This is a genomic window from Pseudomonas oryzicola (assembly GCF_014269185.2).
In the GTDB taxonomy this organism is placed as follows: Bacteria; Pseudomonadota; Gammaproteobacteria; order Pseudomonadales; family Pseudomonadaceae; genus Aquipseudomonas; species Aquipseudomonas oryzicola.
The window spans coordinates 245,440-269,994 of record NZ_JABWRZ020000001.1; the positions used below are offsets into that span (position 1 = coordinate 245,440).

The following is a 24,555-nucleotide window of genomic DNA, read 5'->3' on the forward strand; positions in this document are numbered from 1 at the left end:
ACGTTAGGAGCAACCTTTTCCTACGAATCGCCAGTATATAGAGCATAACGGCCAGCGACGACCGCGCATTCATGAATATGTGTATGGATTTTGTATCGCTTTCGGCCCCGCCCGGCAATTTGCTATCTTCGCCTGTCACCTACCCAGAAGCCGCGTGCCAAGTGGCCTGCATGCCCTACAAAGAGAACAATCAGCGATGACTTCCGTGCCGAGCAGTATCGAGCAGCCTTCGCGGCCGCTGACCCGCAGTGACTACAAGACCCTCTCACTGTCCGCACTGGGCGGCGCGCTGGAGTTCTACGACTTCATCATCTTCGTATTCTTCGCCACTGTGGTCGGCAAGCTGTTCTTCCCTGCCGACATGCCCGAATGGCTGCGCCTGATGCAAACCTTCGGCATCTTCGCTGCCGGCTACCTGGCGCGACCGCTGGGCGGCATCATCATGGCCCATTTCGGTGACCTGCTTGGGCGCAAGAAGATGTTCACCCTGAGTATCTTCATGATGGCCCTGCCAACATTGATCATGGGCCTGTTACCGACCTATGCGCAGATCGGCCTGTGGGCACCGATCCTGCTGCTGATGATGCGCGTGATCCAGGGCGCGGCAATCGGTGGCGAGGTACCAGGAGCCTGGGTGTTTGTGTCCGAGCACGTGCCGGCGCGCAACACAGGCTATGCCTGCGGCACCCTCACTGCCGGCCTGACCGCGGGCATCTTGCTCGGTTCGCTGGTTGCCACCCTGATCAACAGCGTCTACAGCGCAGAAGAAGTAGCCGATTACGCCTGGCGCATCCCGTTCCTGCTTGGCGGTGTGTTCGGCCTGTTCTCGGTGTACCTGCGCCGCTGGTTGCACGAAACCCCTGTGTTTGCCGAGATGCAGCAACGCAAGGCGCTGGCCGAGGAGCTGCCGCTGCGTGCCGTGCTGCGTGACCATCGTGGCCCGATCGTGCTGTCGATGCTGCTGACCTGGATGCTGTCTGCCGGCATCGTGGTGGTCATCCTGATGACTCCGGCGTTGTTGCAGAGCATCTACCATATCAGCCCGACCGATTCCCTCAAGGCGAACAGCCTGGCGATCGTGCTGCTCAGCTTCGGCTGCATCGGCGCGGGCAGTCTGGCCGACCGCTTTGGTGCTGGCCGTGTGTTCGTGATCGGCAGCCTGCTGCTGCTGGCGAGCTCCTGGACCTTCTACCACAGCCTGCCGACCCGGCCCGAGCTGCTGTTCCCGCTGTATGCGGTGACCGGTTTGTGCGTGGGCGTGATCGGTGCGGTGCCTTATGTGATGGTCAAGGCGTTTCCGGCGGTGGTGCGGTTCAGTGGGCTATCGTTCTCGTACAACGTGGCCTACGCCATCTTTGGCGGGTTGACGCCGATGGTGGTGACTGCGCTGTTGAAGGTCAGCCCGATGGCGCCTGCCTACTATGTGGCGGGGCTGTGCGCCGTTGGCCTGCTGGTAGGGCTGTATCTGCTCGCCAACAAGCGCTAAGGCTGCTGGCCTGTTGGCGGCCAATGCCGCTCGAGCAGATGAAGCGCTGCCCTTGAGGCCGGTGCGAATCCTGTAGGGGCGGCTTTAATCGCGGAGAGGGCAGGCCTGCGTTCAGGGATGGCCTTTCATCCAATTGTCATATTCAAGTCATATCGTATTCATGCGGCCTACAGATACTGGGCCCCGTTCCATCCAACACCCCCTATTCCTGCTAGGAGCAAGGCATGAAACTGAAGCGTTTGATGGCGGCCCTCACCTTTGCCGCCGCTGGCGTTGCAACCGCCAACGCGGTAGCCGCTGTCGATCCTGCAATCCCGACCTACACCAAGACCACCGGTGTTTCGGGCAACCTCTCCAGCGTTGGTTCCGACACCCTCGCGAACCTGATGACACTGTGGGCCGAGGCCTACAAGAAGGAATACCCGAACGTAAACATCCAGATTCAGGCTGCCGGCTCCTCCACCGCGCCACCCGCGCTGACCGAAGGCACCGCCAACCTCGGCCCGATGAGCCGCAAGATGAAGGATGTCGAGCTGCAGGCTTTCGAGCAGAAGTACGGCTACAAACCAACCGCTATCCCGGTTGCCGTCGATGCCCTGGCCGTGTTCGTACACAAGGACAACCCGATCAAAGGCCTGACCATGGCCCAGGTCGACGCGATCTTCTCCTCCACCCGCCTGTGCGGTGGCAAAGCCGACGTCAAGACCTGGGGTGACCTGGGCGTGACCGGCGACCTGGCCAACAAGCCAATCCAGTTGTTCGGCCGCAACTCGGTATCCGGCACCTATGGCTACTTCAAGGAAGAAGCCCTGTGCAAAGGCGACTTCAAGCCTAACGTCAATGAACAGCCTGGTTCGGCTTCGGTCGTGCAGTCGATCAGCTCCTCGCTGAACGGCATCGGCTACTCGGGCATTGGCTACAAGACCGCCAGCGTCAAGACGGTAGCCCTGGCCAAGAAAGAAGGCGGCGAGTTCGTTGAAGACAACGAAGCCAACGCCCTGAACGGCACCTACCCGCTGTCGCGCTTCCTGTACGTGTATGTCAACAAGGCGCCGAACAAGCCGCTGGCTCCGCTGGAGGCCGAGTTCGTCAAGCTGGTGCTGTCGCAAGCCGGCCAGCAGATCGTGGTGAAGGATGGCTACATCCCGCTGCCAGCGAAGGTCGTCGACAAGACCCTGGCTGACCTGGGCCTGTCCCACTCGGGTAGCGTCGCAAAAAAGTAAGTAACTGAGGCGGAGGCCGGCGCGGTTGCCCGGCCTCTTCCACGATTATCCAGCCCGAAGCCAGGCTTACTGTGCGGCGGGCTTTCGTGCGTCACTACTTTGTAATGTTTTTGTCATACGGGATCGCTAGGGTGTGCGCATGAATGATCTGGCCAACTCCACCATGACCCAAGATAACCAGCCCGAGCGGATTGACTTCAATACGCCGGAGTTGCAACGCAAGCGCCGCATGCGCGCACTCAAGGACCGCCTGACCCGCTGGTATGTACTGGTGGGCGGGCTTGCCGTGTTGGCGGCAATCACCCTGATCTTCTTCTATCTGGCCTATGTGGTGCTGCCGCTGTTCCAGGGCGCCGAGCTGACCAGCAAGAAGGCCCTGGAGCCAACCTGGCTGCAACAGGATGCTGGCAAGCCGCTGATGATCGCGCTTGAAGAGCAGAACCTGGTGGGCATGCGCGTTTCGGACAAGGGCCAGGCACTGTTCTTCGATACCAAGACCGGTAACGCGCTCAAGCGGGTCGACCTGCCGCTGCCGGCAGGTGCCCAGGTGACTTCGATCAGTACCGACCAGCCGGGCAGCCCGCTGGTGGTGCTGGGCTTGTCCAATGGCCAGGCCCTGGTGTTCCACCACAGCTACAAGATTACCTACCCCGACAACAAGAAAACCATCGACCCCGGAATCGACTACCCGTACGGCGAGCAGCCGTTCGTGCTCGATGACCAGGGCCAGGCACTGGATCACGTCAGCGTCAACGTCAATGGCGACGTCCTGCTGCTGGCCGGCTCCACCGGCGCGCACCTGCAGGTGGTCGAGCTGACCCGTAGCGAAAACATGATGACCGGCGAGGTCACCACCGAGCAGAACCGCATCGAACTGCCGCAGATGACCGAAACGGTGAAGAACATCTTCATCGATCCACGTCAGCATTGGCTGTACGTGATCAACGGTCGCGCTACTGCCGACGTCTTCAGCTTGCGCGACAAGAGCCTCAATGGCCGGTACAAGCTGTCTGAAAGTGCGGACACCGAAATTACCGCCACGGCCCAGCTGGTTGGCGGCATCTCGCTGATCGTGGGCGACTCCAAAGGCGGGTTGACCCAGTGGTTCATGGCCCGCGACCCGGATGGCGAATCGCGTTTCAAGCAGATTCGCAGCTTCCAGATGGGCAAGGCCCCGATCGTGCAGATCGACGCCGAGGAGCGCCGCAAGGGCTTCATCGCCCTGGATGCCGAGGGCAAACTGGGCGTGTTCCACAGCACGGCGCACCGTACCCTGCTGGTCGAGCAGGCCGCCGAAAGCGCCGGCATCCTGGCCCTGTCGCCCCGCGCCAACCGCATCATGATCGAAGAGGGCGGCAAGCTGCTGCCGCTGAGCCTGCATAACCCGCATCCGGAAATTTCCTTCAGCGCGCTGTGGGGCAAGGTCTGGTACGAGAACTATGACGAGCCGAAGTACGTCTGGCAGTCGACTGCCTCGAACACCGACTTCGAGCCCAAGCTGAGCCTGTCGCCGCTGACTTTCGGTACCCTCAAGGCGGCGTTCTACGCCATGGTGCTGGCGGCCCCGCTGGCGATTGCCGCAGCCATCTACACCGCCTACTTCATGGCCCCGGGCATGCGCCGCAAGGTCAAGCCGGTGATCGAACTGATGGAAGCGATGCCGACGGTGATTCTCGGCTTCTTCGCCGGCCTGTTCCTCGCCCCCTACCTGGAGGGCCACCTGCCGGGCGTATTCAGCCTGTTCGTGATCATGCCGATCGGCATCCTGGCAGCAGGCTTTGCCTGGAGCCGGCTGCCCGAGTCGATTCGCCAGCGCATTCCGGATGGCTGGGAAGCGGCCATCCTGATCCCGGTGATCCTGGTGATCGGCTGGTTCGCCTTGTACATGAGCCCGCTCCTGGAAACCTGGTTCTTCGGCGGCGACATGCGCCTGTGGATCAAACGCGACCTGGATATCAACTACGACCAGCGCAACGCCCTGGTGGTGGGTATCGCCATGGGCTTCGCGGTCATCCCGAACATCTACTCCATCGCCGAAGATGCCGTGTTCAGCGTGCCGCGCAGCCTGACCCTGGGCTCCTTGGCGCTCGGTGCCACGCCCTGGCAGACCCTGACCCGCGTCGTCATCCTCACCGCCAGCCCGGGTATCTTCTCGGCGCTGATGATCGGTATGGGCCGTGCGGTGGGTGAAACCATGATCGTGCTGATGGCCACCGGCAACACCCCGGTGATGGAGCTGAACCTGTTCGACGGCATGCGTACCCTGGCCGCTAACGTGGCCGTGGAAATGCCGGAATCGGAAGTCGGCGGCAGCCACTATCGCGTGCTGTTCCTGGCCGCGCTGGTACTGCTGATGTTCACGTTCATCATGAACACCTTGGCCGAGCTGATTCGCCAGCGTCTGCGCAAGAAATACTCGTCGCTTTGATAGAAAGGTAGCGATCCGTGAAAAAGGATTCCCTCAAAGGCTGGTTCAAGAGCGGCGCCCCAGGCGTCTGGATGAGCGGCGGCGCGGTGGCCATGGCAGTGATCATGACCGTCGGCCTGCTGGCGGTGATTGCCGTGCGCGGGCTGGGCCACTTCTGGCCGGCCGATCTTGTCCAGGCTACCTACAAGGTACCGGGCCAGGCCGATCACGTCGTCATCGGCGAAGTGGTGCAGAAGGAAGAAGTACCCCGGGCCCGTCTGAAGGGCGCCGGCCTGCCGGTGCCTGACCAGGGCCCGGAATTCATGACCCGCGAGCTGATCAAGGTCGGAAACCGCGACCTCAACGGCAGCGACTTCACCTGGGTGGTCGGTGAGTGGCTGGTCGATGAGCAGCACCCGGCCGACCTGGTTGCCCTGGAGCGCCGCGAGTGGGGCAACTTCTACGGTTATCTGGTCAGCGTCAAGCAAGAAGGCCGGGTGGTCGCCGAGGGGCCTGCCGCCTGGAGCGAGCTGCAGGCCCGACTCAAGCGTGCCAACCAACTCAACAGCGAGCTGCAAAGCCTCGAGAAGAAGGACATCGGTGCCATCAACCATGGCCTCGAGCGCCTGCGCCTGCAGGCCCGCAAGCTGGAGCTGGACGGCAAGCTGGACGCCGCTGCCCAGGCCGACATGGACGCCGACCGCGCCGAGCTGAACAGCCGCTACAAGGCCATCGAAGAGCGCCTGACCGGCCTGCACCAGGCATTTGCGCGTGACAGCCTGGTGGCCCGCGATGCCAATGGCCAAGAAGTGGAGATCAACCTGAGCAAGGTGGTGCATGCCATCCAGCCGAATGCCATGTCGGGCTTCACCAAGCTGGGCAGCTACTTTACCAAGGTGTGGGAGTTCCTCAGCGACGACCCGCGTGAGGCCAACACCGAAGGCGGTATTTTCCCGGCCATCTTCGGTACCGTGATGATGACCTTGATCATGGCCGTGATCGTTACCCCGTTCGGGGTGCTGGCTGCCGTCTATCTGCGCGAATACGCCAGGCAGGGCCCGGTGACCCGGCTGATCCGCATCGCGGTGAACAACCTGGCCGGGGTGCCGGCGATCGTCTATGGCGTGTTCGGCCTGGGCTTCTTCGTCTACGTGCTGGGTGGTTCGATCGACCGCCTGTTCTTCCCCGAAGCGTTGCCGGCACCCACCCTGGGTACCCCGGGGCTGCTGTGGGCATCGCTGACCCTGGCGTTGCTGGCCGTGCCGGTGGTGATCGTCGCCACCGAGGAAGGCCTGGCGCGTATCCCGCGCACCGTGCGCGAGGGTTCGCTGGCCCTGGGTGCGACCAAGGCCGAGACCCTGTGGAAAATCGTCTTGCCCATGGCCAGCCCGGCCATGATGACCGGCATGATCCTGGCCGTGGCCCGCGCCGCCGGTGAAGTGGCGCCGCTGATGCTGGTGGGGGTGGTCAAGCTGGCGCCGTCGCTGCCGGTGGATGGGAACTACCCGTACCTGCACCTGGACCAGAAGATCATGCACCTGGGCTTCCACATCTATGACGTCGGCTTCCAGAGCCCCAACGTCGAAGCCGCGCGGCCACTGGTGTACGCCACGGCGCTGCTGCTGGTGCTGGTGATCGCGGCCCTCAACCTCTCGGCCGTGTGGATTCGCAACCACCTGCGCGAAAAGTACAAAGCCCTCGATAGCTGATCCTGATCGCAAGCGTGCCGCGCCCAGGTGGCGCGGCCCTTTGAAACGAATTGTTAGCGTATGGAGTTGACCATGCAGCAAGAATCCCACGCCCACGGCATCGACATGTCTGCCCTGGGCCGCGACAAGCAAGGCCTGCGCCTGGCTGAAGAAACCGTGGCCATCGAAGTGCCGGGCCTGAGCCTGTTCTACGGCGACAAACAAGCGCTGTTCGACGTGCAGATGAACATTCCCAAGCAGCGCGTGACCGCCTTCATCGGCCCGTCCGGCTGCGGCAAGTCGACCCTGCTGCGCACCTTCAACCGCATGAACGACCTGGTTGACGGCTGCCGTGTGGAAGGCGCCATCAACCTGTACGGCAACAACATCTACCGCAAGGGCGAAGACGTGGCCGAGCTGCGCCGCCGTGTTGGCATGGTGTTCCAGAAGCCCAACCCGTTCCCCAAGACCATTTATGAGAACGTGGTCTACGGCCTGCGTATCCAGGGCATCAACAAGAAGCGCGTGCTCGACGAAGCAGTCGAGTGGGCGCTGAAGGGCGCGGCCCTGTGGGACGAGGTCAAGGACCGCCTGCATGATTCGGCCCTGGGCCTGTCCGGCGGCCAGCAGCAGCGCCTGGTCATCGCCCGCACCATCGCCGTGGAGCCGGAGGTGCTGCTGCTCGACGAACCGTGCTCGGCACTGGACCCGATCTCGACCCTGAAAGTCGAGGAACTGATCTACGAACTGAAATCCAGGTACACCATCGTCATCGTGACCCACAACATGCAACAGGCGGCCCGTGTCTCTGACTACACCGCGTTCATGTACATGGGCAAGCTGGTCGAATTCGGCGATACCGACACCCTGTTCACCAACCCGGCGAAGAAGCAGACCGAAGACTACATCACCGGTCGCTACGGCTAGCAGCCCTGCGGCACAGGGAACCAGACGATTACTTGAAGCTTTGAGCTTCTTCGCGGAGCGAATGATGATCAACAAAGAAAGCCTTACCCATCACATTTCCCAGCAGTTCAACGCCGAGCTCGAAGAGGTGCGCAGCCACCTGCTGGCCATGGGCGGGCTGGTCGAGAAACAGGTCAACGACGCGGTCACCGCGCTGATCGAGGCCGACTCGGGCCTGGCCCAGCAAGTGCGCGAGGTCGACGAGCAGATCAACCAGATGGAGCGCAACATCGACGAGGAGTGCTTGCGGATCCTGGCCCGTCGTCAGCCAGCGGCTTCCGACCTGCGCCTGATCATCAGCATCTCCAAGTCGGTGATCGACCTGGAGCGCATTGGTGACGAGTCGACCAAGATCGCCCGCCGCGCCATCCAGTTGTGCGAGGAAGGCGAGTCGCCGCGTGGCTACGTCGAGGTGCGCCACATCGGCGACCAGGTGCGCAACATGGTCCGTGATGCGCTGGACGCCTTTGCCCGCTTCGACGCCGACCTGGCGTTGTCGGTGGCCCAGTACGACAAGACCATCGACCGTGAATACAAGACCGCCCTGCGCGAGCTGGTGACCTACATGATGGAAGACCCGCGCTCGATCTCGCGGGTGCTGAGCGTGATCTGGGTCCTGCGTTCGCTGGAGCGTATCGGCGACCACGCGCGCAACATCTCCGAGCTGGTGATCTACCTGGTCCGCGGCACCGATGTGCGCCACATGGGCCTCAAGCGCATGACTGCGGAAGTGCAGGGCACCGCAGTCGATGACGGCGAAAAAGCTAATGTTCCGGCTGAACCTGACGATAAGTAAGGTTGCTCCCGAGCATCGACGCCCGGCCTTGGCCGGGCGTTTTCGTTTGCGGTCGAGGAGCCGGCAGGCACCCGCGAACGATGTGAAGAAGTCCCGGCGTGACCAGGTTGTAGCAAATGGCCATTATTCGGCGGTAGGCTAGCCGGGATTCAGAAGGAGTATCGATGAGTAAAGTGAATGTGCTGGTTGTGGATGACGCTCCGTTCATCCGTGACCTGGTCCGCAAATGCCTGCGCAATGCCTTCCCGGGCATGACCATTGACGATGCCGTCAACGGTCGCAAGGCAATGGCGATGCTGGGCAAGGAAGCGTTCGACCTGGTCCTGTGCGACTGGGAGATGCCGGAAATGTCCGGCCTGGAACTGCTCACCTGGTGCCGTCAGCAGCCTGAGCTGAAAAACCTGCAGTTCATCATGGTGACCAGCCGTGGCGACAAGGAGAACGTGATCCAGGCAATCCAGGCCGGGGTTTCCGATTTTGTCGGCAAACCGTTCACCAATGAACAACTGCTGACCAAGGTGAAAAAGGCCCTGAGCAAGATCGGCAAGCTCGACAGCGTGATGAGCAGCGGCCCGGCGCGAATCAACTCGGCGTTCGCCAACGATTCGTTGAGCGCCCTGACCGCCGGTAAGCCGGAAGTGGCAAAGGTCACCGCCCCGGCAGCGGCGTCGGCACCTGCCAGGCCATTGGTCAGTGCCCCTGCTCCCGCCCCCGCTGCGCCAGCGCCGACCGGCCGTGGCCAGGGCCAGTTGCGCCTGGCCAGTGGCATGCAGGCCTGCGTGATCAAGGCGCTGAGCCTGAAAGAGGCCTTGCTGGTGGTTCGCCGTGGCGAATCGCTGCCGCAGGTGCTGGAAGGCGCGGTGCTGAACCTGGAGCAGGGCGAGAACGCCGAAGTCGCGCGCCTCAACGGTTACCTGCATGCGGTGGTGGCACTGGAGCCCAAACCCGACAGTGACTGGCTGCAATTGACGTTCAAGTTCGTCGACCAGGATGCCCAGAAGCTCGACTACCTGTCGCGCCTGATTGCCCGCGGGACTGCACAGAAGCACTTCACCCCCGGGGCTTGAGCAACGGCTCCCACAGGAGCGCGCCAACTTCTGGCCGTGCTTTCTGTGGGAGCTGGCTTGCCGGCGATGGGCCAATCCTGCTGACGCCATCCGACCAACTGCAATACCCGTCACAAAACTGGCTGCTAGTCTTCGACAGACCTCAACTGTCAAAAAGCCACCATCATGCCTGCCCGCCTGCTGCTGTTCTGTGCATTGCTCATGGCTTCGGCGTCCAGCCTGGGCATGACCACCTACACGATCAACGATGATGGCCGTGTAACCTCCTATACCGACCGGCCTGGTCCGCGTGCCAAACCCCTGGTGCAGCGCGTGCCCATGGTCGAAATGAACGAAGGCCAGGTGCGGCTGAACGCGATAGCCTTCGACGGTGGCGTGAGCTTCTCGGCCCGCAACCAACTGCATGTGCCGGTGGAAGTGGAATTGCGGCTGGACAATCTGGTGAATGCACAAGGCGGCAATGCACCGCGTATCGTGCGCCGCTTACTGCCCCCGCATAGTACGCAGATGCTCAGCGTGCTCCATGGGCGGCCTGGCATGTTGCTGAACTACCGCTCCACCCTGCTGCAGGCCATGGGCGACCCGGGCCGGCGACCCCAGGGCTTTCGCTATGCCTTCCCTTGGCTGGGCGGGCCGTTCCGCGTGACTCAGGGCCCCAACGGCCGTGTCAGCCATTTTGGAGCTAAAGGGCGCTATGCCATGGACATTGCCATGCCCGAAGGCACCACCATCATTGCCGCGCGGGAAGGTGTAGTGGTGAAGACGGAAAATCGCCAGAGCGGGCGCGGGCCGAACCCGTCGGGCAATTTCGTGCGAATTCTACACCCGGACGGCACCATGGGTGTCTACCTGCACCTGATGCGTGGTTCGGTGGTAGTGGCGGAAGGGCAGCGGGTGCGGCAGGGGCAGATGCTGGCCAAGTCAGGCAATACTGGCAACAGTACCGGGCCGCACCTGCATTTCGTGGTGCAGCGCAATGTGGGGCTGGCGCTTGAATCGATACCGTACCAGTTCGACAGGCCGATCAACGGGTTACCGGACTTCACTGCTGGCAACCCTTGAGATTGCCGGGGCTGCGCAGCAGCCCCACAGTACTTAATCCAGCTTGAGTACCTTGGCCAGGACGATCTTCGGCCCTTTCATTTTCTTGATGATGATGCGCAGTCCTTCTACCTCCAGCACTTCCTCTTCTTCAGGTACGCGCTTGAGCGTTTCATAGACCAGCCCGGCCAACGTTTCTGCCTCGATGTGGTCAAGATCGACACCCAGCAGGCGCTCGACCTTGAACAGCGGTGTGTCGCCGCGTACCAGCAGCTTGCCCGGCTGGTAGGCGAGAATGCCGCGTTCGGCCTTGCGGTGCTCGTCCTGGATGTCGCCAACCAGCACTTCCAGCACGTCTTCCATGGTCAGGTAACCGATCACCTTGCCATCGGCTTCCTCGACCAGCACGAAATGCGCGCCGCCCTTGCGGAACTGCTCCAGCAACTGTGCCAGCGGCATGTGCCGCGACACGCGCTCCAGTGGCCGGGCGAGGTCGTCCAGGTCGATGGTTTCGGGCAGGTGCTCGAGTTCGGCCAACTCCAGCAGCAGGTCCTTGATGTGCAGCAGGCCGGTGAACTCCTCGCGTTCAGCGTCGTACACGGGGTAGCGGCTGAACTTGTGGCGGCGCACCAGTGCCAGGATCTGCTTCAACGGCGCATGGGCGTCGATGCTGACCATGTCCTCGCGCGAGTTGGCCCAGTCGACGACCTCCAGCTCGCCCATTTCCACGGCCGAGGCCAATACGCGCATGCCTTGGTCGCTCGGGTCCTGGCCACGGCTGGAGTGCAGGATCAGCTTGAGTTCTTCACGGCTGTAATGGTGTTCGTGGTGTGGGCCGGGCTCGCCCTGCCCGGCGATGCGCAGGATGGTGTTGGCGCTGGCATTGAGCAGGTAGATGGCCGGGTACATTGTCCAGTAGAACAGGTACAGCGGCACGGCGGTCCACAGCGACAGCAGTTCGGGCTTGCGGATTGCCCAGGACTTGGGCGCCAGTTCGCCGACCACGATGTGCAGGTACGAGATGACGAAGAAGGCGACGAAGAACGAGATGGCCTTGATCAGCTCGGGCGTGTCGACGCCCAGGTAGGCCAGCAGTGGCTCCAGCAAGTGTGCGAAGGCTGGCTCACCGACCCAGCCCAGGCCGAGGGAGGCGAGGGTGATGCCGAGCTGGCAGGCCGACAGGTAGGCGTCGAGCTGGTTGTGCACCTTGCGCAGGATGTTGCCGCGCCAGCCATGCAGCTCGGCGATGGACTCGACACGGGTGGCCCGCAGCTTGACCATGGCGAATTCGGCGGCAACGAAGAAACCGTTGAGCAGCACCAGCAGCAAGGCAAAGATGATCATGCCGAAATCGGCGAATAACGAGGTAAGGCTGATACCAGGGGAAGGGTCCATGATGGAGTTTTTACGGGTTCCGTCTTTGAGATCGAGAGAAAAAAAGTGCCAGCTCCAGCTGGCACAGGGGGTCCAATGTAGCGGCTGGGGCGGCAAAAGCAAAGGGTGGTGGTCTTGTTGCGGTCGCTGTGGGGGCGGGTGTGTCCGCCAAGGGCTGCGCTGCAGCCCCGGTCTCAGCCCTTGCTGTTAGCCAGTTGTGCCGGCGCAAAATGGCAGGTGAAGGTGCTGCCGTGCCCCGGTACGCTGCTGATCTCCAGCCTGCCGCGGTGGCGCATCAACACATGCTTGACGATCGCCAGCCCCAGGCCGGTGCCACCGGTATTCGATGCGCGGCTGGAGTCGACCCGGTAGAAGCGTTCGGTCAGGCGCGGCAGGTGCTTGGCATCGATCCCCACCCCCGAGTCCTGCACCGACAGGTGCGCGCCCTGGGCATCGGCCCACCAGCGAATGCGGATGCTGCCTTCGTCCTGGGTGTACTTCACCGCGTTGAACACCAGGTTGGAGAAGGCACTACGCAGCTCCGACTCGCTGCCCTTGAGCTTCACCCCAGGGGCGGCTTCGAGGGTAATGCGCTGGTTGCGCGGCCCGGACAGGGCCTGGGCGTCGTTCTTGATCGCCGCGAGCAAGGCATCGACCGCTACCGGCTGATTGTCCGACGGGTAGTCGGTGGCTTCCAGTTTGGCCAGCAGCAGCAGGTCGTTGAGCAGGGCCTGCATGCGCGAACCCTGTTGGCTCATCTGCTGCAGGGCGCGGCTCCAGCGCGGGTTCACGTCTTCGACGTTGTCGAGCAGGGTTTCCAGGTAGCCGGTGATTACCGTCAGCGGTGTGCGCAGCTCGTGGGACACGTTGGCAACGAAGTCCTTGCGCATCTGTTCCAGCTGGTGGATGCGGGTCACATCGCGCACCAGCATCAGGTGTTCGTTGTTGCCGTAGCGGGTGATATGCAGTTGCAGGCGCATACGGTCGTTGATCGGTGAGGGGATTTCCAGTGGTTCGAGGTAGTTTTCCGCCTCGAAGTATTCCTTGAAGCGCGGATGGCGTACCAGGTTGGTTACTTGCTGGCCGCCGTCCTGTGGGGTCTTGAAGCCCAGCAAGGTTTCGGCGGCGCGGTTCCACCATTCCAGGTTGCCGTCGCTGTCGAGCATGATCACTGCATCACGCAATGCGGCGGTGGATTCCTGCACCCGGTCGATCACGGCCTGCAGGCGGCCACGCACCCGCTGGTCGCGGCGTTGCAGGTGATAGATGCTGTCGAACACCTCGCCCCACAGGCCGTAGCCATCGGGCGGTGCTTCATCGGGTTGGTGGTTGCGCAGCCAGTCGTGCAGGCGCAGCAGTTGCTTGAGGGTCCAGCCCAGGTAGAGCGCCAGGCCGATGGCCAGGCTCCAGCCATAATAGCCGCTGACCAGCCCGCCGATCAGGCAGACGGTAATCAGCAGCAGCAGGTGGCGGATCAGGGTGGCGTGCCAGTTCTGGTTCAATTGACTGTCCTTGTACAACGACGTGCAGCTTGGCGCTTTTGAACTCGATCAGCTCTTGGTCGAGAAGCGGTAGCCGGTGCCCCGGACGGTTTGTACCAGGTTTTCGTAGGCCTCACCCAATGCCTTGCGCAGGCGACGGATGTGCACGTCGACGGTGCGCTCCTCGACATAGACGTTGCCCCCCCACACCTGGTCCAGCAGTTGGCCACGGGTGTAGGCGCGCTCCTGGTGGGTCATGAAGAACTGCAGCAGGCGGTATTCGGTGGGGCCCATCTCGGCTGGCTTGCCGTCGATGGTCACGCGGTGGCTGATCGGGTCGAGCAGCAGGCCACCGACTTCGATCGGTGCCTCGCTGTCGCTGGGGCCGGTGCGACGCAGCACGGCTTTCAGGCGCGCAACCAGCTCGCGTGGCGAGAACGGCTTGGTGATGTAATCGTCAGCACCCACCTCCAGGCCCTGGATCTTGTTGTCCTCTTCGCCCTTGGCGGTGAGCATGATGATCGGAATATCGCCGGTCAGCTCGTCGCGCTTGAGGCGGCGGGCCAGCTCGATGCCGGAAGTGCCCGGCAGCATCCAGTCGAGCAGGATCAGGTCCGGCTTGCGGTCGACGATGATCGCATGGGCCTGTTGGGAGTTTTCTGCTTCCAGGCAGTCATAGCCGGCCATTTCTAGGGCAACGGCGATCATCTCGCGAATTGGTGCTTCGTCGTCGACGATCAGTATGTTCCTGCCAACCATGCTCAAAACCTCTCCTGGATACGATGTCTTGGCCCGCATTAGATAACGGAATTATTGCAGCTGTGTGACAGGCTGTTGGCCGTTCTGGCGACATTCCATGACTCAACTAGGCTTGAAGGGGGTGTTTTTGCCGCAACCCGTACCCAATCCCCCGAAACGATGGTGAATCCAATGACACGACATACGCTGAGCTGGATGGCCCTTTTCACTGCGCTGGCACTACCGGGGGTGGCCTCGGCCCAGCATGCGATGGAGAAGGGTGGCATGTTGGTCGACCCTGCCGGCATGACCTTGTATACCTTCGACAAGGATGCCGGCGGCAAATCGATGTGCAATGGCGATTGTGCCAGCAACTGGCCGCCGTTGATGGTCAAGGCCAATGACGAAGCGGCCGAGGGCAAGTGGACCGTGGTGATGCGCGATGATGGCTCCAAGCAGTGGGCCTATGATGGCAAGCCGCTGTACACCTTCATCAAGGACAAAAAGGCCGGAGACATGACCGGTGACGGCTTAAAGGACGTCTGGCACGTTGCCAAGCCTTGAGATAGCCGGGGCCGCTGTGCGGCCCCAAACTTCCTCAGTGCAGTGCGTAATCCAGGACCACCCCGATAAACACCAGCATCCCCGCCCAGTGGTTGTGCAGGAACGCCTTGAAGCATGACTCCCGGTCCAGCTTGCGCGTCGACCAGTTCTCCCACGCAAAGCACGCCGCCGCGCCCAACAGGCCGAGGTGGAACCAGCCGCCCAGCTCGAAACGGTTGCCCGCCAGCAACAGGCAGCCCAGCGAAAGCAATTGCAAGGTCAGGATGATGGTGCGGTCGGCGTCGCCGAACAGGATCGCGGTCGACTTCACGCCAATCTTCAGGTCGTCATCACGGTCGACCATGGCGTAGTAGGTGTCGTAACCCACCGTCCACAGCAAATTGGCGATGTACAACAGCCAGGCACTGGCCGGCAATTCGCCACCGGCTGCGGTGAAGGCCATGGGAATGCCCCAGGAATAGGCCGCCCCCAGCACCACCTGTGGGTAGTAGGTATAGCGCTTCATGAATGGGTAGCAGAACGCCAGCGCCACCGCGCCGAACGATAGCCATACCGTGCGGCTGTTGGTGCACAGCACCAGCAGGAAGCTCACCCCGATCAGGATGGCGAACAGCGCCAGCGCCTCGCGTGGGCGAACCCGGCCACTGGCCAGGGGGCGGTCGGCGGTGCGTTTGACGTGGCCGTCCACCTTGCGGTCGGCAAAGTCGTTGATGCAGCAGCCTGCGGCGCGCATCAGCACCACGCCGAGGCCGAAGATCAGCACGTTGGCCACGGTCGGGGAGCCGTGTCCGGCAATCCATACCGCCGACAAGGTTGGCCACAACAGCAGGTAGATCCCGATCGGCCGGTCCATGCGGCTGAGCTGGATGAAGTCCCAGGCCCGTGGGTGCAAGCGGTTGAGCGATTTGAGCAGTTGCAGGTACATCAGCGGGGCTCCTCCTTGGCCGCTTGCCACAGGGCTGGCAGGAACACTTCTGCCACCAGCAGGTCCAGGCCGTCACGTTCGAAGCGTGAGCGGCGGCCCCATAGCGCCGTATGGGCGGCTTCGCTGGGCAACCAGGCCGGTGGATAACTGCACACCTCGATGGGGTGACGGATGAACGCCTGGTCACAGAACAGCAACTCGCCCAGCGAGCGGCTACCCAGGGTTTCCAAGTCCAACCCGCCACGCTCCAGGGCCCTGCGGCTGGCGACGCTGCGGGCGAACACCCAGGGTTGGCCGTGGCCACGCAGGTATACCTCGCGCACCCAGCCTTCCGCACCTGCGGCGATGCCCAGTGCCCGGCATTCGTCATCGCGCAGCGGCTGCCAGCCTTCGAACAGTGGCGTGACGCTGAAGTGGTCACTGGACAGGCGGGTCAGGCGGCGGGTGAGGGAGCCTTCGTCAAACAGCCAGTCCAGGGTGGGCCGGTCGATGCCGGTCGCCAGCTGTGAATACGGCAGCCACGCGACAGCGGCTGCTTGCGGGGATTCGTACGACACGTCGGTCTGCTTGTTACATCCAGAGAGGCGGCGAGCTTAGCATGATTGCCCCGACTGCTTGCATACTGCTGGCAGGGCCGATACAAAGCCCCCCAGCCCGAACCGAGGAAAAGACCTGATGAAAAAGTGGCAGTGTATTGTCTGCGGCCTGATCTACGACGAGGCCGAAGGCTGGCCCGACGACGGCATCGCCCCCGGCACCCGTTGGGAAGATGTGCCGGAAGACTGGCTTTGCCCCGACTGCGGTGTCGGCAAGAGCGACTTTGAAATGATTTCCATCGGCTAATCGAGGAAGGTACGACATGACGTCCCCTGTGGTAATCATCGGTACCGGCCTGGCGGGCTACAACCTGGCCCGCGAATTTCGCAAGCTCGATGCGCAGACACCGTTGCTGCTGATCACCGCCGATGACGGTCGTTCCTACTCCAAGCCCATGCTCTCCACTGGCTTTGCCAAGCACAAGGACGCGGATGGCCTGTGCATGGCCGAACCGGGCGTCATGGCCGAACAACTGACTGCCGAAATCCGTACCCATACGCGTATCAGCGGCATCGACCCTGGCCACAAGCGCCTGTGGGTCGGTGAGGAGGCGGTGGAATATCGCGACCTGGTACTGGCCTTGGGCGCCCAGACGGTACAAGCACCGATCGTGGGTGATGGCGGCGACCTGGTGTTCCCGATCAACGACCTGGAAGACTACGCCCGTTTTCGCGCCGCCGCCTGTGGCAAGCGGCGCGTGCTGATCCTGGGTGCCGGCCTGATCGGCTGCGAATTCGCCAACGACATGAGCCTGGGCGACTTCCAGGTCGACGTGGTAGCACCCTGCGAACAGGTCATGCCTACCTTGCTGCATCCAGCTGCGGCTGCGGCCGTACAGGCCGGGCTGGAAGGCTTGGGCGTACGTTTCCACCTGGGCCCGGTGCTGGCTCGTCTTGAAAAGGTGGGCCAAGGCCTGGCGGCGCACTTGTCCGATGGCAACGTGATCGCCTGCGACCTGGTGGTCTCGGCCATCGGCCTGCGCCCGCGCACCGACCTGGCCGCCGCCGCCGGTCTGCAGACCAATCGCGGCATCAGCGTGGACCGCCAGTTGCGTACCTCCCACGCCAATATCTTTGCCCTTGGCGACTGTGCCGAGGTGGATGGCATCAATCTGCTTTATGTGATGCCACTGATGAGCTGTGCCCGCGCCTTGGCGCAAACCCTGGCCGGTAACCCGACCACGGTTGCCTATGGGCCGATGCCGGTGACCGTGAAAACCCCGGCCTGCCCACTGGTGGTCTCGCCGCCACCGCATGGCCATGAGGGTACCTGGCAAGTCGAGGGGCAGGGCAGCGATCTGAAAGTGCTTTGCTTCGATGTCGACGGCGAGCTGCTGGGCTACGCCCTCACCGGGACAGCGGTGATGGACAAGCTGGCGCTGAATCGCCAGTTGCCAGCCGTGATGGCATAAATAGCTGGTGTTCTGTCGGATTTATCCTGTTGTTGCCTGCACAATGGCCGCCCAGATACTGGCGCGGCCCCGGTGCACGTGCCATCCTCACTCCCGTCTGCCGCAGATTAGAGCCTGCGGTGCCTTGAGCGCTGCTCCCATAGGCAGCACGGCATAACAACAAGAATTCCGTCAAAGAGGCTTCACTATGCGCAAACCAGAACTCGCCGCCGTCATCGCCGAAAAGGCCGATCTGACCAAGGAAAAGGCCAATCAGGTGTTGAACGCGATTCTCGACAGCATCACCGGTGCCCTGGACAAGGACACCGTGACCCTGGTCGGCTTCGGCACATTCGAAAAACGCCACCGTGGCGCGCGTACCGGCAAGAACCCGCAGACTGGCGAGCCGGTCAAGATCAAGGCCAGCAATACCGTAGCCTTCAAGCCAGGCAAGAACCTGCGCGACAGCGTCAACGTCCCCGCCAAGCCGGCCAAGAAAGGCAAGTGATCGCGTCCTGAAGATGCAATGCCAGCCAAACGGGCGCCGCCAAGGCGCCCGTTATGCTTTCTGCAGGCAAAATGTTTCGAACTTGTATAAACCGTTCTGGAAAAGGATAGACTGCGCGCTTTAGTCACTTTTAGTTCGAGGCGCGTTGATGAAGTTTCGCTTTCTTCTCTGGGCCATGGGATGGTTGATGGCCCGGGCCAGCCGTAACAACCCGGCATTCCAGCAGCAGCTCAAGGGCAAGGACCTGGTGTTCCAGATGCAGACCCTGGACGGCAAGGTCGCTCGACACTTCATCGTCAACAACGAGCGCATCAGCAGCAAGGGCGGTGCCCATCCGCAGCCGGCCTTCGCCATTGCTTTCAAGGACGCCGCCTACGGCTTTGCCACGATGCAGGCGAGCAACAAGCAGTTGGCGTTCATGCAGGGGATTCAGGACAAGCACATCCAGATCAAGGGCAACCCGGCATTGGTGATGTGGTTCCAGGGGTTGATGAAGTACCTGAAGCCAAAGAAGTAGGGTTTAAATTACTAGGGCCGCAAAGCGGCCCACTGTCTTAATGCGGTGCATGGAACTGCGAAGCCAGTTCGCGCAACAGGTTCTCGGCCTCGAGCACCTTGTTCACGACTTCCTCGGCCTTGTCGCGGGTAATGCCCAGGCGCTCGAGCAGCTCCTCGGGAATTTCATCCTGCGGCCCCGTGCCAATTCCCCGCGCGCGCAGCAGGCGGGTGGTCAGGCAGACCAGGTTGGGGAACGCCGAATACTCGCCCTCATAGGTCGGGTCGTGCTGGAAGCGCAGCGCAGCCGCCAACTCTTCCGGCATATCCCATAGTTTCATCAGCCAGGCACCAATCTGTTCGCGGCTGATGCCCAGCAGGTGTTGCTCCACATAGGTGTGGCACAGATGCGGGTTGACCTCCAGGTGGCGGCAGATCAGCGAAAAATGCGGTGGGAACACATGGGCCAGCAGCAAGTAGCCAAAATTGTGCAGTAGCCCGGCCAGGTAGGTCAGGCCCGCCTCCGGGCGTTCAGCCCGTGGCATGGCTCGGGTCAGGCCATCGATGACTGCGGCGGTATAGATTGACTGCTGCCAGTACGGCGTGGCCTGTTGCGGGTGATCTTTCGGCAGGCTCAGGGTCTTGCCCAGCGCCAGGCCCAGCGCCAGGTTGATCACCAGGTCGAAGCCCAGTACCCGCACGATGGCATCTTCCACCGAGCGAATCTTGTGGGTCGAGCCGTAGTACGGCGATGCCGCCCAGCTCACCACCTGCGCCGCCAGTGCCGGGTCGGTTTCGACCACCCCGGTGATGTCGTCGATGCTGGCGTTGGGGTCTACCCGCAGCTTGATGATCTTTTGCGCGGTGTCGGCCAAAGGCGGGATTTCGATGGTTTCTTCCAGGCGTTTCTGAATGCGTCTGGCGGTGAAAGCCTGTACCGCCTGGCTGATTTCCCGGGTGTCGTCATGGGGGCGGTCGAGGTTGGGGCTGATCGCCTCGACCTCAAGGCCGAAGCTGCTGGCGCTGGCCTTGACCAGCATGCGCTTGAAATGCGCGCGTTCGATTTCCAGCAACAGCCCGGTCTGGCCGGACTGGATATACACGCGTTCGGCGTCGAGCAGGCTCTTTTCGTACTGGCACGGTGAACTGGTCAATGCCGGAATACCCGGCAGGGCCTTGAGCTGGTGCTTGTCGAGCATCTGCTTCAGGCGCGCCATCGACACGGCGGTAAGCTGGCGCCCGGTCAGTTCGGCCAGGCGGTTGAGGTCCAGCAGCTGACTCTGCGGGAACAGCACCAGCAAGGCACCGATTTCGTCATCGAGCAGCACAGCCTGTACCCTTGACGCCGCCGGCAGCTGCGTATGCTCCACTACCTCGCGGTAGGCCACGCCGAGCTTTTCGAGCAGCAGCCTGATGACGGAGGGTGCATGTGGGGTTGCGGTGTCCAGGGCGACTTCAGTCATGGTCCGTATCCACTGATTCCTTTAAACGCGAAGTATAACCAGCCTTGGGGCAAATCTGGATCCATTATGGAACCATCGTCACACTTGGCCATATTGCTGGCCATGCCGCAGCCAGCGGTCGAGCAATGGGCTGACATGTTCCGGCCAGCGGGCAAGCAGGGCCTGTGCGGCGTCACGCACAGCCGGTAACAGGTCGGCATCGCGCATCAGGTCGGCGACTTTGAACTGCAGCAGGCCGGTCTGGCGAGTACCGAGCATTTCGCCCGGGCCGCGTAACTCGAGATCTTTCTCGGCGATGATGAAGCCGTCGTTGGTTTCCCGCATGATCCCCAGGCGCTCGCGGCCGATCTGCGACAGGGGCGGGTGGTACAACAGCACGCAATGGCTGACGGCGCTGCCCCGGCCAACCCGCCCGCGCAACTGGTGCAACTGGGCCAGGCCCAGGCGCTCGGGGTTCTCGATGATCATCAGGCTGGCGTTGGGCACGTCCACACCCACCTCGATAACCGTGGTGGCAACCAGCAATTGCAGGTTGCCGGCCTTGAACTCGGCCATGACCTCGGCTTTTTCCGCCGGCTTCATGCGCCCATGGATCAGCCCCACACGCAGCTCGCCCAGGGCGCTGCCCAACTCCTCGTAAGTGCTTTCGGCGGCCTGGCAGGTCAGTTCTTCGGACTCTTCGATCAGGGTGCAGACCCAGTAGGCCTGGCGCCCTTCGGCGCAGGCGGCGCGTACCCGCTCGACCACTTCGAAGCGGCGGCTATCGGCCACCAGCACGGTGTTCACCGGGGTACGCCCCGGCGGCAGTTCATCCAGTACCGATGTATCCAGGTCGGCATAGGCACTCATGGCCAGGGTCCGCGGGATAGGCGTGGCAGTCATGATCAACTGGTGCGGGCACAGTTCGCCGGCCACGCCTTTCTTGCGCAGGGCCAGGCGTTGCTGTACGCCAAACCGGTGCTGTTCGTCGATGATCGCCAAGGCCAGGTGCTTGAACTTCACCTCGTCCTGGAACAGCGCATGGGTGCCGACCACCATCGGTGCACCGTTGGCGATCTGCTCCAGGGCGCTGGCCCGGGCCTTGCCCTTGAGCTTGCCGGCCAGCCAGGCCACCTCGATGCCTAACGGCTCGAGCCAGCGTTTGAAGGTGATGTAGTGCTGTTCGGCGAGAATCTCGGTGGGCGCCATCAGCGCCACCTGGTAGCCGGCTTCCAGCGCCTGCAGGGCGGCCAGGGCGGCGACCACGGTCTTGCCGGCGCCGACATCACCTTGCACCAGGCGCATCATCGGCTCGTGCTGGCTGAGATCATAGGCGATCTCGTTGGCTACCCGCTGCTGCGCGCCGGTCGGCTGGAAGCCCAGGTTGGCCAGGTATTGCGCTTGCAGGCGCCGGGCTTTGGGCAGTACCGGCGCGCGTAGGCTGCGCAGGCTCTCGCGCAGGCGCTGCTGGGACAGCTGGTGAGTCAGCAGCTCTTCGAAGGCCAGGCGGTGCTGGGCCCAGTGCTGGCCTTCGGCAAGCTCGTCGAGGTCAGCGTCGGCCGGCGGGTTGTGCAGGTAGCGGATGGCATCGTCCAGCGGGGCCAGCTGGTAGTCGCGGGCCAGTTCGGCGGGCAGCCAGTCGGGCAGGCTGCGCGGGCCGAGCAGGGCCAGGCTTTGCTGGCACAGCAGGCGCAGACGCTGCTGGGTAAGGCCCTCGGTGGACGGGTAGATCGGCGTCAGGGTCTGCTCCACCGGCGGCGGCGGTTCGTCGCCATTCAGCGCGCGGTATTCCGGGTGGTAGATTTCCAGGCCCGAGGCGCCGGGGCGGGCTTCGCCATAACAGCGCAGATGGGTGCCGCGCTTGAGGCCTTCCTTCTGCGCATTGCTGAAGTGGTAGAAGCGCAGGCTCAGCACGCCGCTGCCGTCACCCAGGCGCACCACCAGGCTGCGGCGTTTGCCCATGGTCACGTCGGCGCCGCTGACCACACCCTCGATCACTGCGTCCTGGCCGGGGCGTAGCTGGCCGATCGGCACCACGCGGGTGCGGTCCTGATAACGCAGGGGCAGGTGAAACAGCACGTCCTGCAGGTTTTCCAGGCCGACCTTGGCGAGTTTCTCTGCCATGGCCTCGCCAACCCCCTTGAGTACCGTGACCGGGACCTTCGACAGCTCACTCATGGCTCAGGCCGGCTGTTCCGCAGGGGCTTTGGCGACCGAGCACAGGCGGATCGAGTCGGCGAGGATCTCGATGGCCTTTGGCCGCGGGAAGCTGGCGCGCCAGGCAATGGCCACGGTCCGGAAGGGCGCCGGTGCGGTCAGCGGGCGGACCTCGATGACACCCGGGGCGTAATGGTGGCTATGCACTGCCGACAGAGGCAGGATCGACACGCCGAGGCCCGAAGCCACCATGTGGCGGATGGTTTCCAGCGAGCTGGACTCGACCGTGGTGTGCCTGGCCCCTTCGCCGCCCTTGTTCAGGGTCGGGCAGGCTTCCAGCACCTGGTCGCGGAAGCAGTGGCCTTCACCGAGCAGCAACAGGCTCTTGTCGTTGAGCATGGCGGTGTCGATGGTCTTTTTCGCCGTCCACGGGTGGTCGGCCGGCATCAGGGCGCAGAACGGTTCATCGTACAGCGGCAGGGTCAGCACGTCGGCTTCGTTGAACGGCAGGGCGATGATCACTGCGTCCAGCTCGCCGTTGCGCAGCTTTTCGCGCAGGACGTGGGTGAAGTTCTCTTCGATGTATAGCGGCATCTGCGGCGCTACGCGGTGCAGCTGCGGGATCAGGTGCGGGAACAGATACGGGCCGACAGTATAGATTGCGCCGACCTTGAGCGGGGCAGTCAGCTGGTTCTTGCCGGCCTGGGCGAGTTCGCGAATGCCCTGGGCCTGCTCCAGTACCTTCTGCGCCTGGGCGACGATGCTTTCGCCGACCGGGGTCAGGCGTACCGCGCTCTTGCTGCGCTCGAAGATCAGCACGCCAAGCTCGTCCTCGAGCTTCTTCACACCGACCGACAGGGTCGGCTGGCTCACGTGACAGCGTTCGGCGGCATGGCCGAAATGCTGTTCCTGGGCGAGTGTGACGATGTAGCGTAATTCTGTAAGGGTCATAACGTGCGTCCATGAAGTTGCGAGCCCAGCATAGCGGCTGCAATTGATAGACGCACGTTATCAGACTTGCCGATTTGTGACAGAAACAAAAGCCTCAGCGGCGGTCCAGCGAGTAGACGAACGGCGCCACGACTTCGATCGTGCCGTTATTCAGCAACTCGGGTGGCGGCTTGGGTACCGTGCCAGCCCGACGGATCATTTCCAGGGTCGCCCGGTCCAGGGCGGCACTGCCCGAGCCACCGGCCATGGAGTACGACACCACCTTGCCTTCGGCGTCGACCACGAAGCGCAGGCGGTTGATACCCTGCAGGCCGCGGCGGCGTGCGTCTTCCGGATACCGCTTGTACTTGGCCAGGTGGCGCAGCAGGTCGCTCTGCCAGGTTGGCAAGGCGGTACTGTTGGCCGCAATGCTCGGTGTTGGCGCTGCGGACTTCTGCGGTGGCGTGTTGCTGGGCGGTGCGTCCACTGTCTGTTCGGTCGGCGGGGCTTCCTTCGGCGGCTCAGGCTTTTTCTCGGGCTTGGGCGGCTGCGGTTGCGGCTTGGCCTTCGGCTTGGGCGGCTTGGGAATGGCGATCTTGGGTTTGGGAGCCTCGGCCAGCTTTGGCAGCGGTGGTTCCTCGACCGGTGCCGGCGGCTGCGGCGCTGCTTTCGGGGGGGGCGGTGGCGCAGGCTCCGGCAACGGCGCCAGCTCGACCATCATGGCTGCCGGGGGCAGTTCGATGACCTGGGGTACCGACCAGTTGAGCGTGAGCAGCACAGCGACGGCATGGACACCCAGCACGAGGGCCAGGCTGCCGCTGTAACGCGCCAGATTGTGCCGCGTCTTCGTCATTTCTTGGCTGCCGTCTCAAGACCTACCAGACCGACTTTCAGGTAGCCGGCCGCGCGCATGCTGTTCATCACTTCCATCAGGTCACCGTAATCCACGCCTTTGTCAGCCTGGAAGAAGATGGTGGTTTCCTTGTCGCCCTTGGTCTTGGCGTCGAGCATCGGGCCAAGTTGCTCGGGGGCAGGGACCTGATCGTCACCGACGTACAGCTTCTGGTCGGCCTTGACGCTGACGAACACTGGCTTTTCCGGCCGCGGTGCCGGTTTGGCGGTCGAGGCAGGCAGGTCGACCTTGATGTCGACCGTGGCCAGGGGCGCTGCGACCATGAAAATGATCAGCAGCACCAGCATCACGTCAATGAATGGCGTAACGTTGATTTCGTGGTTCTCGACCAGGTCGTCACCACCTTCGTTGAGATGCAGGCCCATGG

The 24,555-nt window shown here is 62.9% G+C and carries 23 protein-coding genes; 13 read left to right on the forward strand and 10 right to left on the reverse strand.

The features are described from left to right. The first annotated feature begins 196 nt into the window (after positions 1–196). The 8 genes from HU760_RS01180 to HU760_RS01215 all read left to right on the forward strand — a co-directional run bounded on the left by HU760_RS01180 (position 197) and on the right by HU760_RS01215 (position 10,695). On the forward strand, positions 197–1,486 hold the full coding sequence (locus tag HU760_RS01180) for an MFS transporter (RefSeq protein WP_186671807.1): 1,290 nt from the start codon (positions 197–199) through the stop codon (positions 1,484–1,486). Between the two features lie 224 nt (positions 1,487–1,710). Further along, entirely contained in the window at positions 1,711–2,709 is a 999-nt protein-coding gene (locus HU760_RS01185) for a phosphate ABC transporter substrate-binding protein PstS (protein ID WP_186671808.1), read from the forward strand. A 139-nt stretch (positions 2,710–2,848) separates the two neighbouring features. Next, positions 2,849–5,137 carry an ABC transporter permease subunit gene (locus HU760_RS01190; RefSeq protein WP_186671810.1) on the forward strand — a complete coding sequence of 763 codons (2,289 nt, stop codon included), beginning with the start codon at positions 2,849–2,851 and terminating at the stop codon, positions 5,135–5,137. A 71-nt stretch (positions 5,138–5,208) separates the two neighbouring features. Beyond that, on the forward strand, positions 5,209–6,825 hold the full coding sequence (gene pstA, locus HU760_RS01195; protein ID WP_186672958.1) for a phosphate ABC transporter permease PstA: 1,617 nt from the start codon (positions 5,209–5,211) through the stop codon (positions 6,823–6,825). 72 nt (positions 6,826–6,897) lie between these two features. Beyond that, positions 6,898–7,731, forward strand: a complete 834-nt coding sequence (pstB, locus tag HU760_RS01200) for a phosphate ABC transporter ATP-binding protein PstB (protein ID WP_186671812.1) — start codon at positions 6,898–6,900, stop codon at positions 7,729–7,731. Between the two features lie 64 nt (positions 7,732–7,795). Further along, positions 7,796–8,566 (forward strand): phosphate signaling complex protein PhoU, encoded by a 771-nt coding sequence (phoU, locus tag HU760_RS01205; RefSeq protein WP_170033850.1) that lies wholly within the window; start codon positions 7,796–7,798, stop codon positions 8,564–8,566. Positions 8,567–8,730: 164 nt separating this feature from the next. Continuing rightward, positions 8,731–9,633 (forward strand): response regulator, encoded by a 903-nt coding sequence (locus tag HU760_RS01210; protein WP_186671814.1) that lies wholly within the window; start codon positions 8,731–8,733, stop codon positions 9,631–9,633. 165 nt (positions 9,634–9,798) lie between these two features. After that, entirely contained in the window at positions 9,799–10,695 is an 897-nt protein-coding gene (locus tag HU760_RS01215) for a M23 family metallopeptidase (RefSeq protein ID WP_186671816.1), read from the forward strand. A gap of 33 nt (positions 10,696–10,728) precedes the next feature. On the opposite strand, the gene HU760_RS01220 is transcribed toward HU760_RS01215, so the two are convergent. From HU760_RS01220 to phoB, 3 genes are all read right to left on the reverse strand, one after another. Next, positions 10,729–12,069 carry a hemolysin family protein gene (locus tag HU760_RS01220; protein ID WP_186671818.1) on the reverse strand — a complete coding sequence of 447 codons (1,341 nt, stop codon included), beginning with the start codon at positions 12,067–12,069 and terminating at the stop codon, positions 10,729–10,731. Between the two features lie 173 nt (positions 12,070–12,242). Further along, the gene (gene phoR, locus HU760_RS01225) at positions 12,243–13,568 is read right to left on the reverse strand and encodes a phosphate regulon sensor histidine kinase PhoR (RefSeq protein ID WP_186671820.1); all 1,326 of its coding nucleotides are present in this window, start codon (positions 13,566–13,568) and stop codon (positions 12,243–12,245) included. A 30-nt stretch (positions 13,569–13,598) separates the two neighbouring features. After that, positions 13,599–14,288 (reverse strand): phosphate regulon transcriptional regulator PhoB, encoded by a 690-nt coding sequence (gene phoB / locus HU760_RS01230; protein WP_003253341.1) that lies wholly within the window; start codon positions 14,286–14,288, stop codon positions 13,599–13,601. Positions 14,289–14,459: 171 nt separating this feature from the next. On the opposite strand from phoB, the gene HU760_RS01235 reads away from it, so the two are divergent. Then, entirely contained in the window at positions 14,460–14,831 is a 372-nt protein-coding gene (locus HU760_RS01235; RefSeq protein WP_186671821.1) for a COG4315 family predicted lipoprotein, read from the forward strand. A 34-nt stretch (positions 14,832–14,865) separates the two neighbouring features. Here HU760_RS01235 and ubiA read toward each other — a convergent pair whose 3' ends face one another. Then, positions 14,866–15,756: a 4-hydroxybenzoate octaprenyltransferase gene (gene ubiA, locus HU760_RS01240; protein ID WP_186671823.1), complete on the reverse strand. Its 891-nt coding sequence runs from the start codon at positions 15,754–15,756 to the stop codon at positions 14,866–14,868. Further along, on the reverse strand, positions 15,756–16,313 hold the full coding sequence (locus tag HU760_RS01245; RefSeq protein ID WP_186671825.1) for a chorismate--pyruvate lyase family protein: 558 nt from the start codon (positions 16,311–16,313) through the stop codon (positions 15,756–15,758). The genes ubiA and HU760_RS01245 overlap by 1 nt, the downstream gene beginning before the upstream one ends. Before the next feature lie 118 nt (positions 16,314–16,431). Between HU760_RS01245 and HU760_RS01250 the strand changes: the two genes are divergently transcribed. From HU760_RS01250 to HU760_RS01265, 4 genes are all read left to right on the forward strand, one after another. Continuing rightward, complete coding sequence (locus HU760_RS01250; protein WP_003253349.1) at positions 16,432–16,599, forward strand: rubredoxin; 168 nt, start codon at positions 16,432–16,434, stop codon at positions 16,597–16,599. Between the two features lie 16 nt (positions 16,600–16,615). Next, the gene (locus HU760_RS01255; RefSeq protein WP_186671827.1) at positions 16,616–17,764 is read left to right on the forward strand and encodes an NAD(P)/FAD-dependent oxidoreductase; all 1,149 of its coding nucleotides are present in this window, start codon (positions 16,616–16,618) and stop codon (positions 17,762–17,764) included. A gap of 187 nt (positions 17,765–17,951) precedes the next feature. Further along, positions 17,952–18,251, forward strand: a complete 300-nt coding sequence (locus HU760_RS01260; RefSeq protein ID WP_114169522.1) for an HU family DNA-binding protein — start codon at positions 17,952–17,954, stop codon at positions 18,249–18,251. A 148-nt stretch (positions 18,252–18,399) separates the two neighbouring features. Continuing rightward, positions 18,400–18,768 carry an SCP2 sterol-binding domain-containing protein gene (locus tag HU760_RS01265; RefSeq protein ID WP_186671829.1) on the forward strand — a complete coding sequence of 123 codons (369 nt, stop codon included), beginning with the start codon at positions 18,400–18,402 and terminating at the stop codon, positions 18,766–18,768. A gap of 37 nt (positions 18,769–18,805) precedes the next feature. Here the strand turns inward: HU760_RS01265 and HU760_RS01270 are convergent, their stop codons facing one another. The 5 genes from HU760_RS01270 to exbD all read right to left on the reverse strand — a co-directional run bounded on the left by HU760_RS01270 (position 18,806) and on the right by exbD (position 24,553). Next, positions 18,806–20,209: an aminoacyl-tRNA deacylase and HDOD domain-containing protein gene (locus HU760_RS01270; RefSeq protein ID WP_186671831.1), complete on the reverse strand. Its 1,404-nt coding sequence runs from the start codon at positions 20,207–20,209 to the stop codon at positions 18,806–18,808. 78 nt (positions 20,210–20,287) lie between these two features. Further along, positions 20,288–22,366 (reverse strand): ATP-dependent DNA helicase RecG, encoded by a 2,079-nt coding sequence (gene recG / locus HU760_RS01275; protein WP_170033824.1) that lies wholly within the window; start codon positions 22,364–22,366, stop codon positions 20,288–20,290. Positions 22,367–22,369: 3 nt separating this feature from the next. After that, a complete protein-coding gene (locus tag HU760_RS01280) occupies positions 22,370–23,296 on the reverse strand; it encodes a hydrogen peroxide-inducible genes activator (RefSeq protein ID WP_043199836.1) in 927 nt (308 codons plus the stop codon). A gap of 94 nt (positions 23,297–23,390) precedes the next feature. Further along, positions 23,391–24,128: an energy transducer TonB gene (locus HU760_RS01285; protein WP_186671833.1), complete on the reverse strand. Its 738-nt coding sequence runs from the start codon at positions 24,126–24,128 to the stop codon at positions 23,391–23,393. Next, on the reverse strand, positions 24,125–24,553 hold the full coding sequence (exbD, locus tag HU760_RS01290; RefSeq protein WP_186671835.1) for a TonB system transport protein ExbD: 429 nt from the start codon (positions 24,551–24,553) through the stop codon (positions 24,125–24,127). Before exbD ends, HU760_RS01285 begins: the two co-directional genes overlap by 4 nt. Between the last annotated feature and the right edge of the window lie 2 nt (positions 24,554–24,555).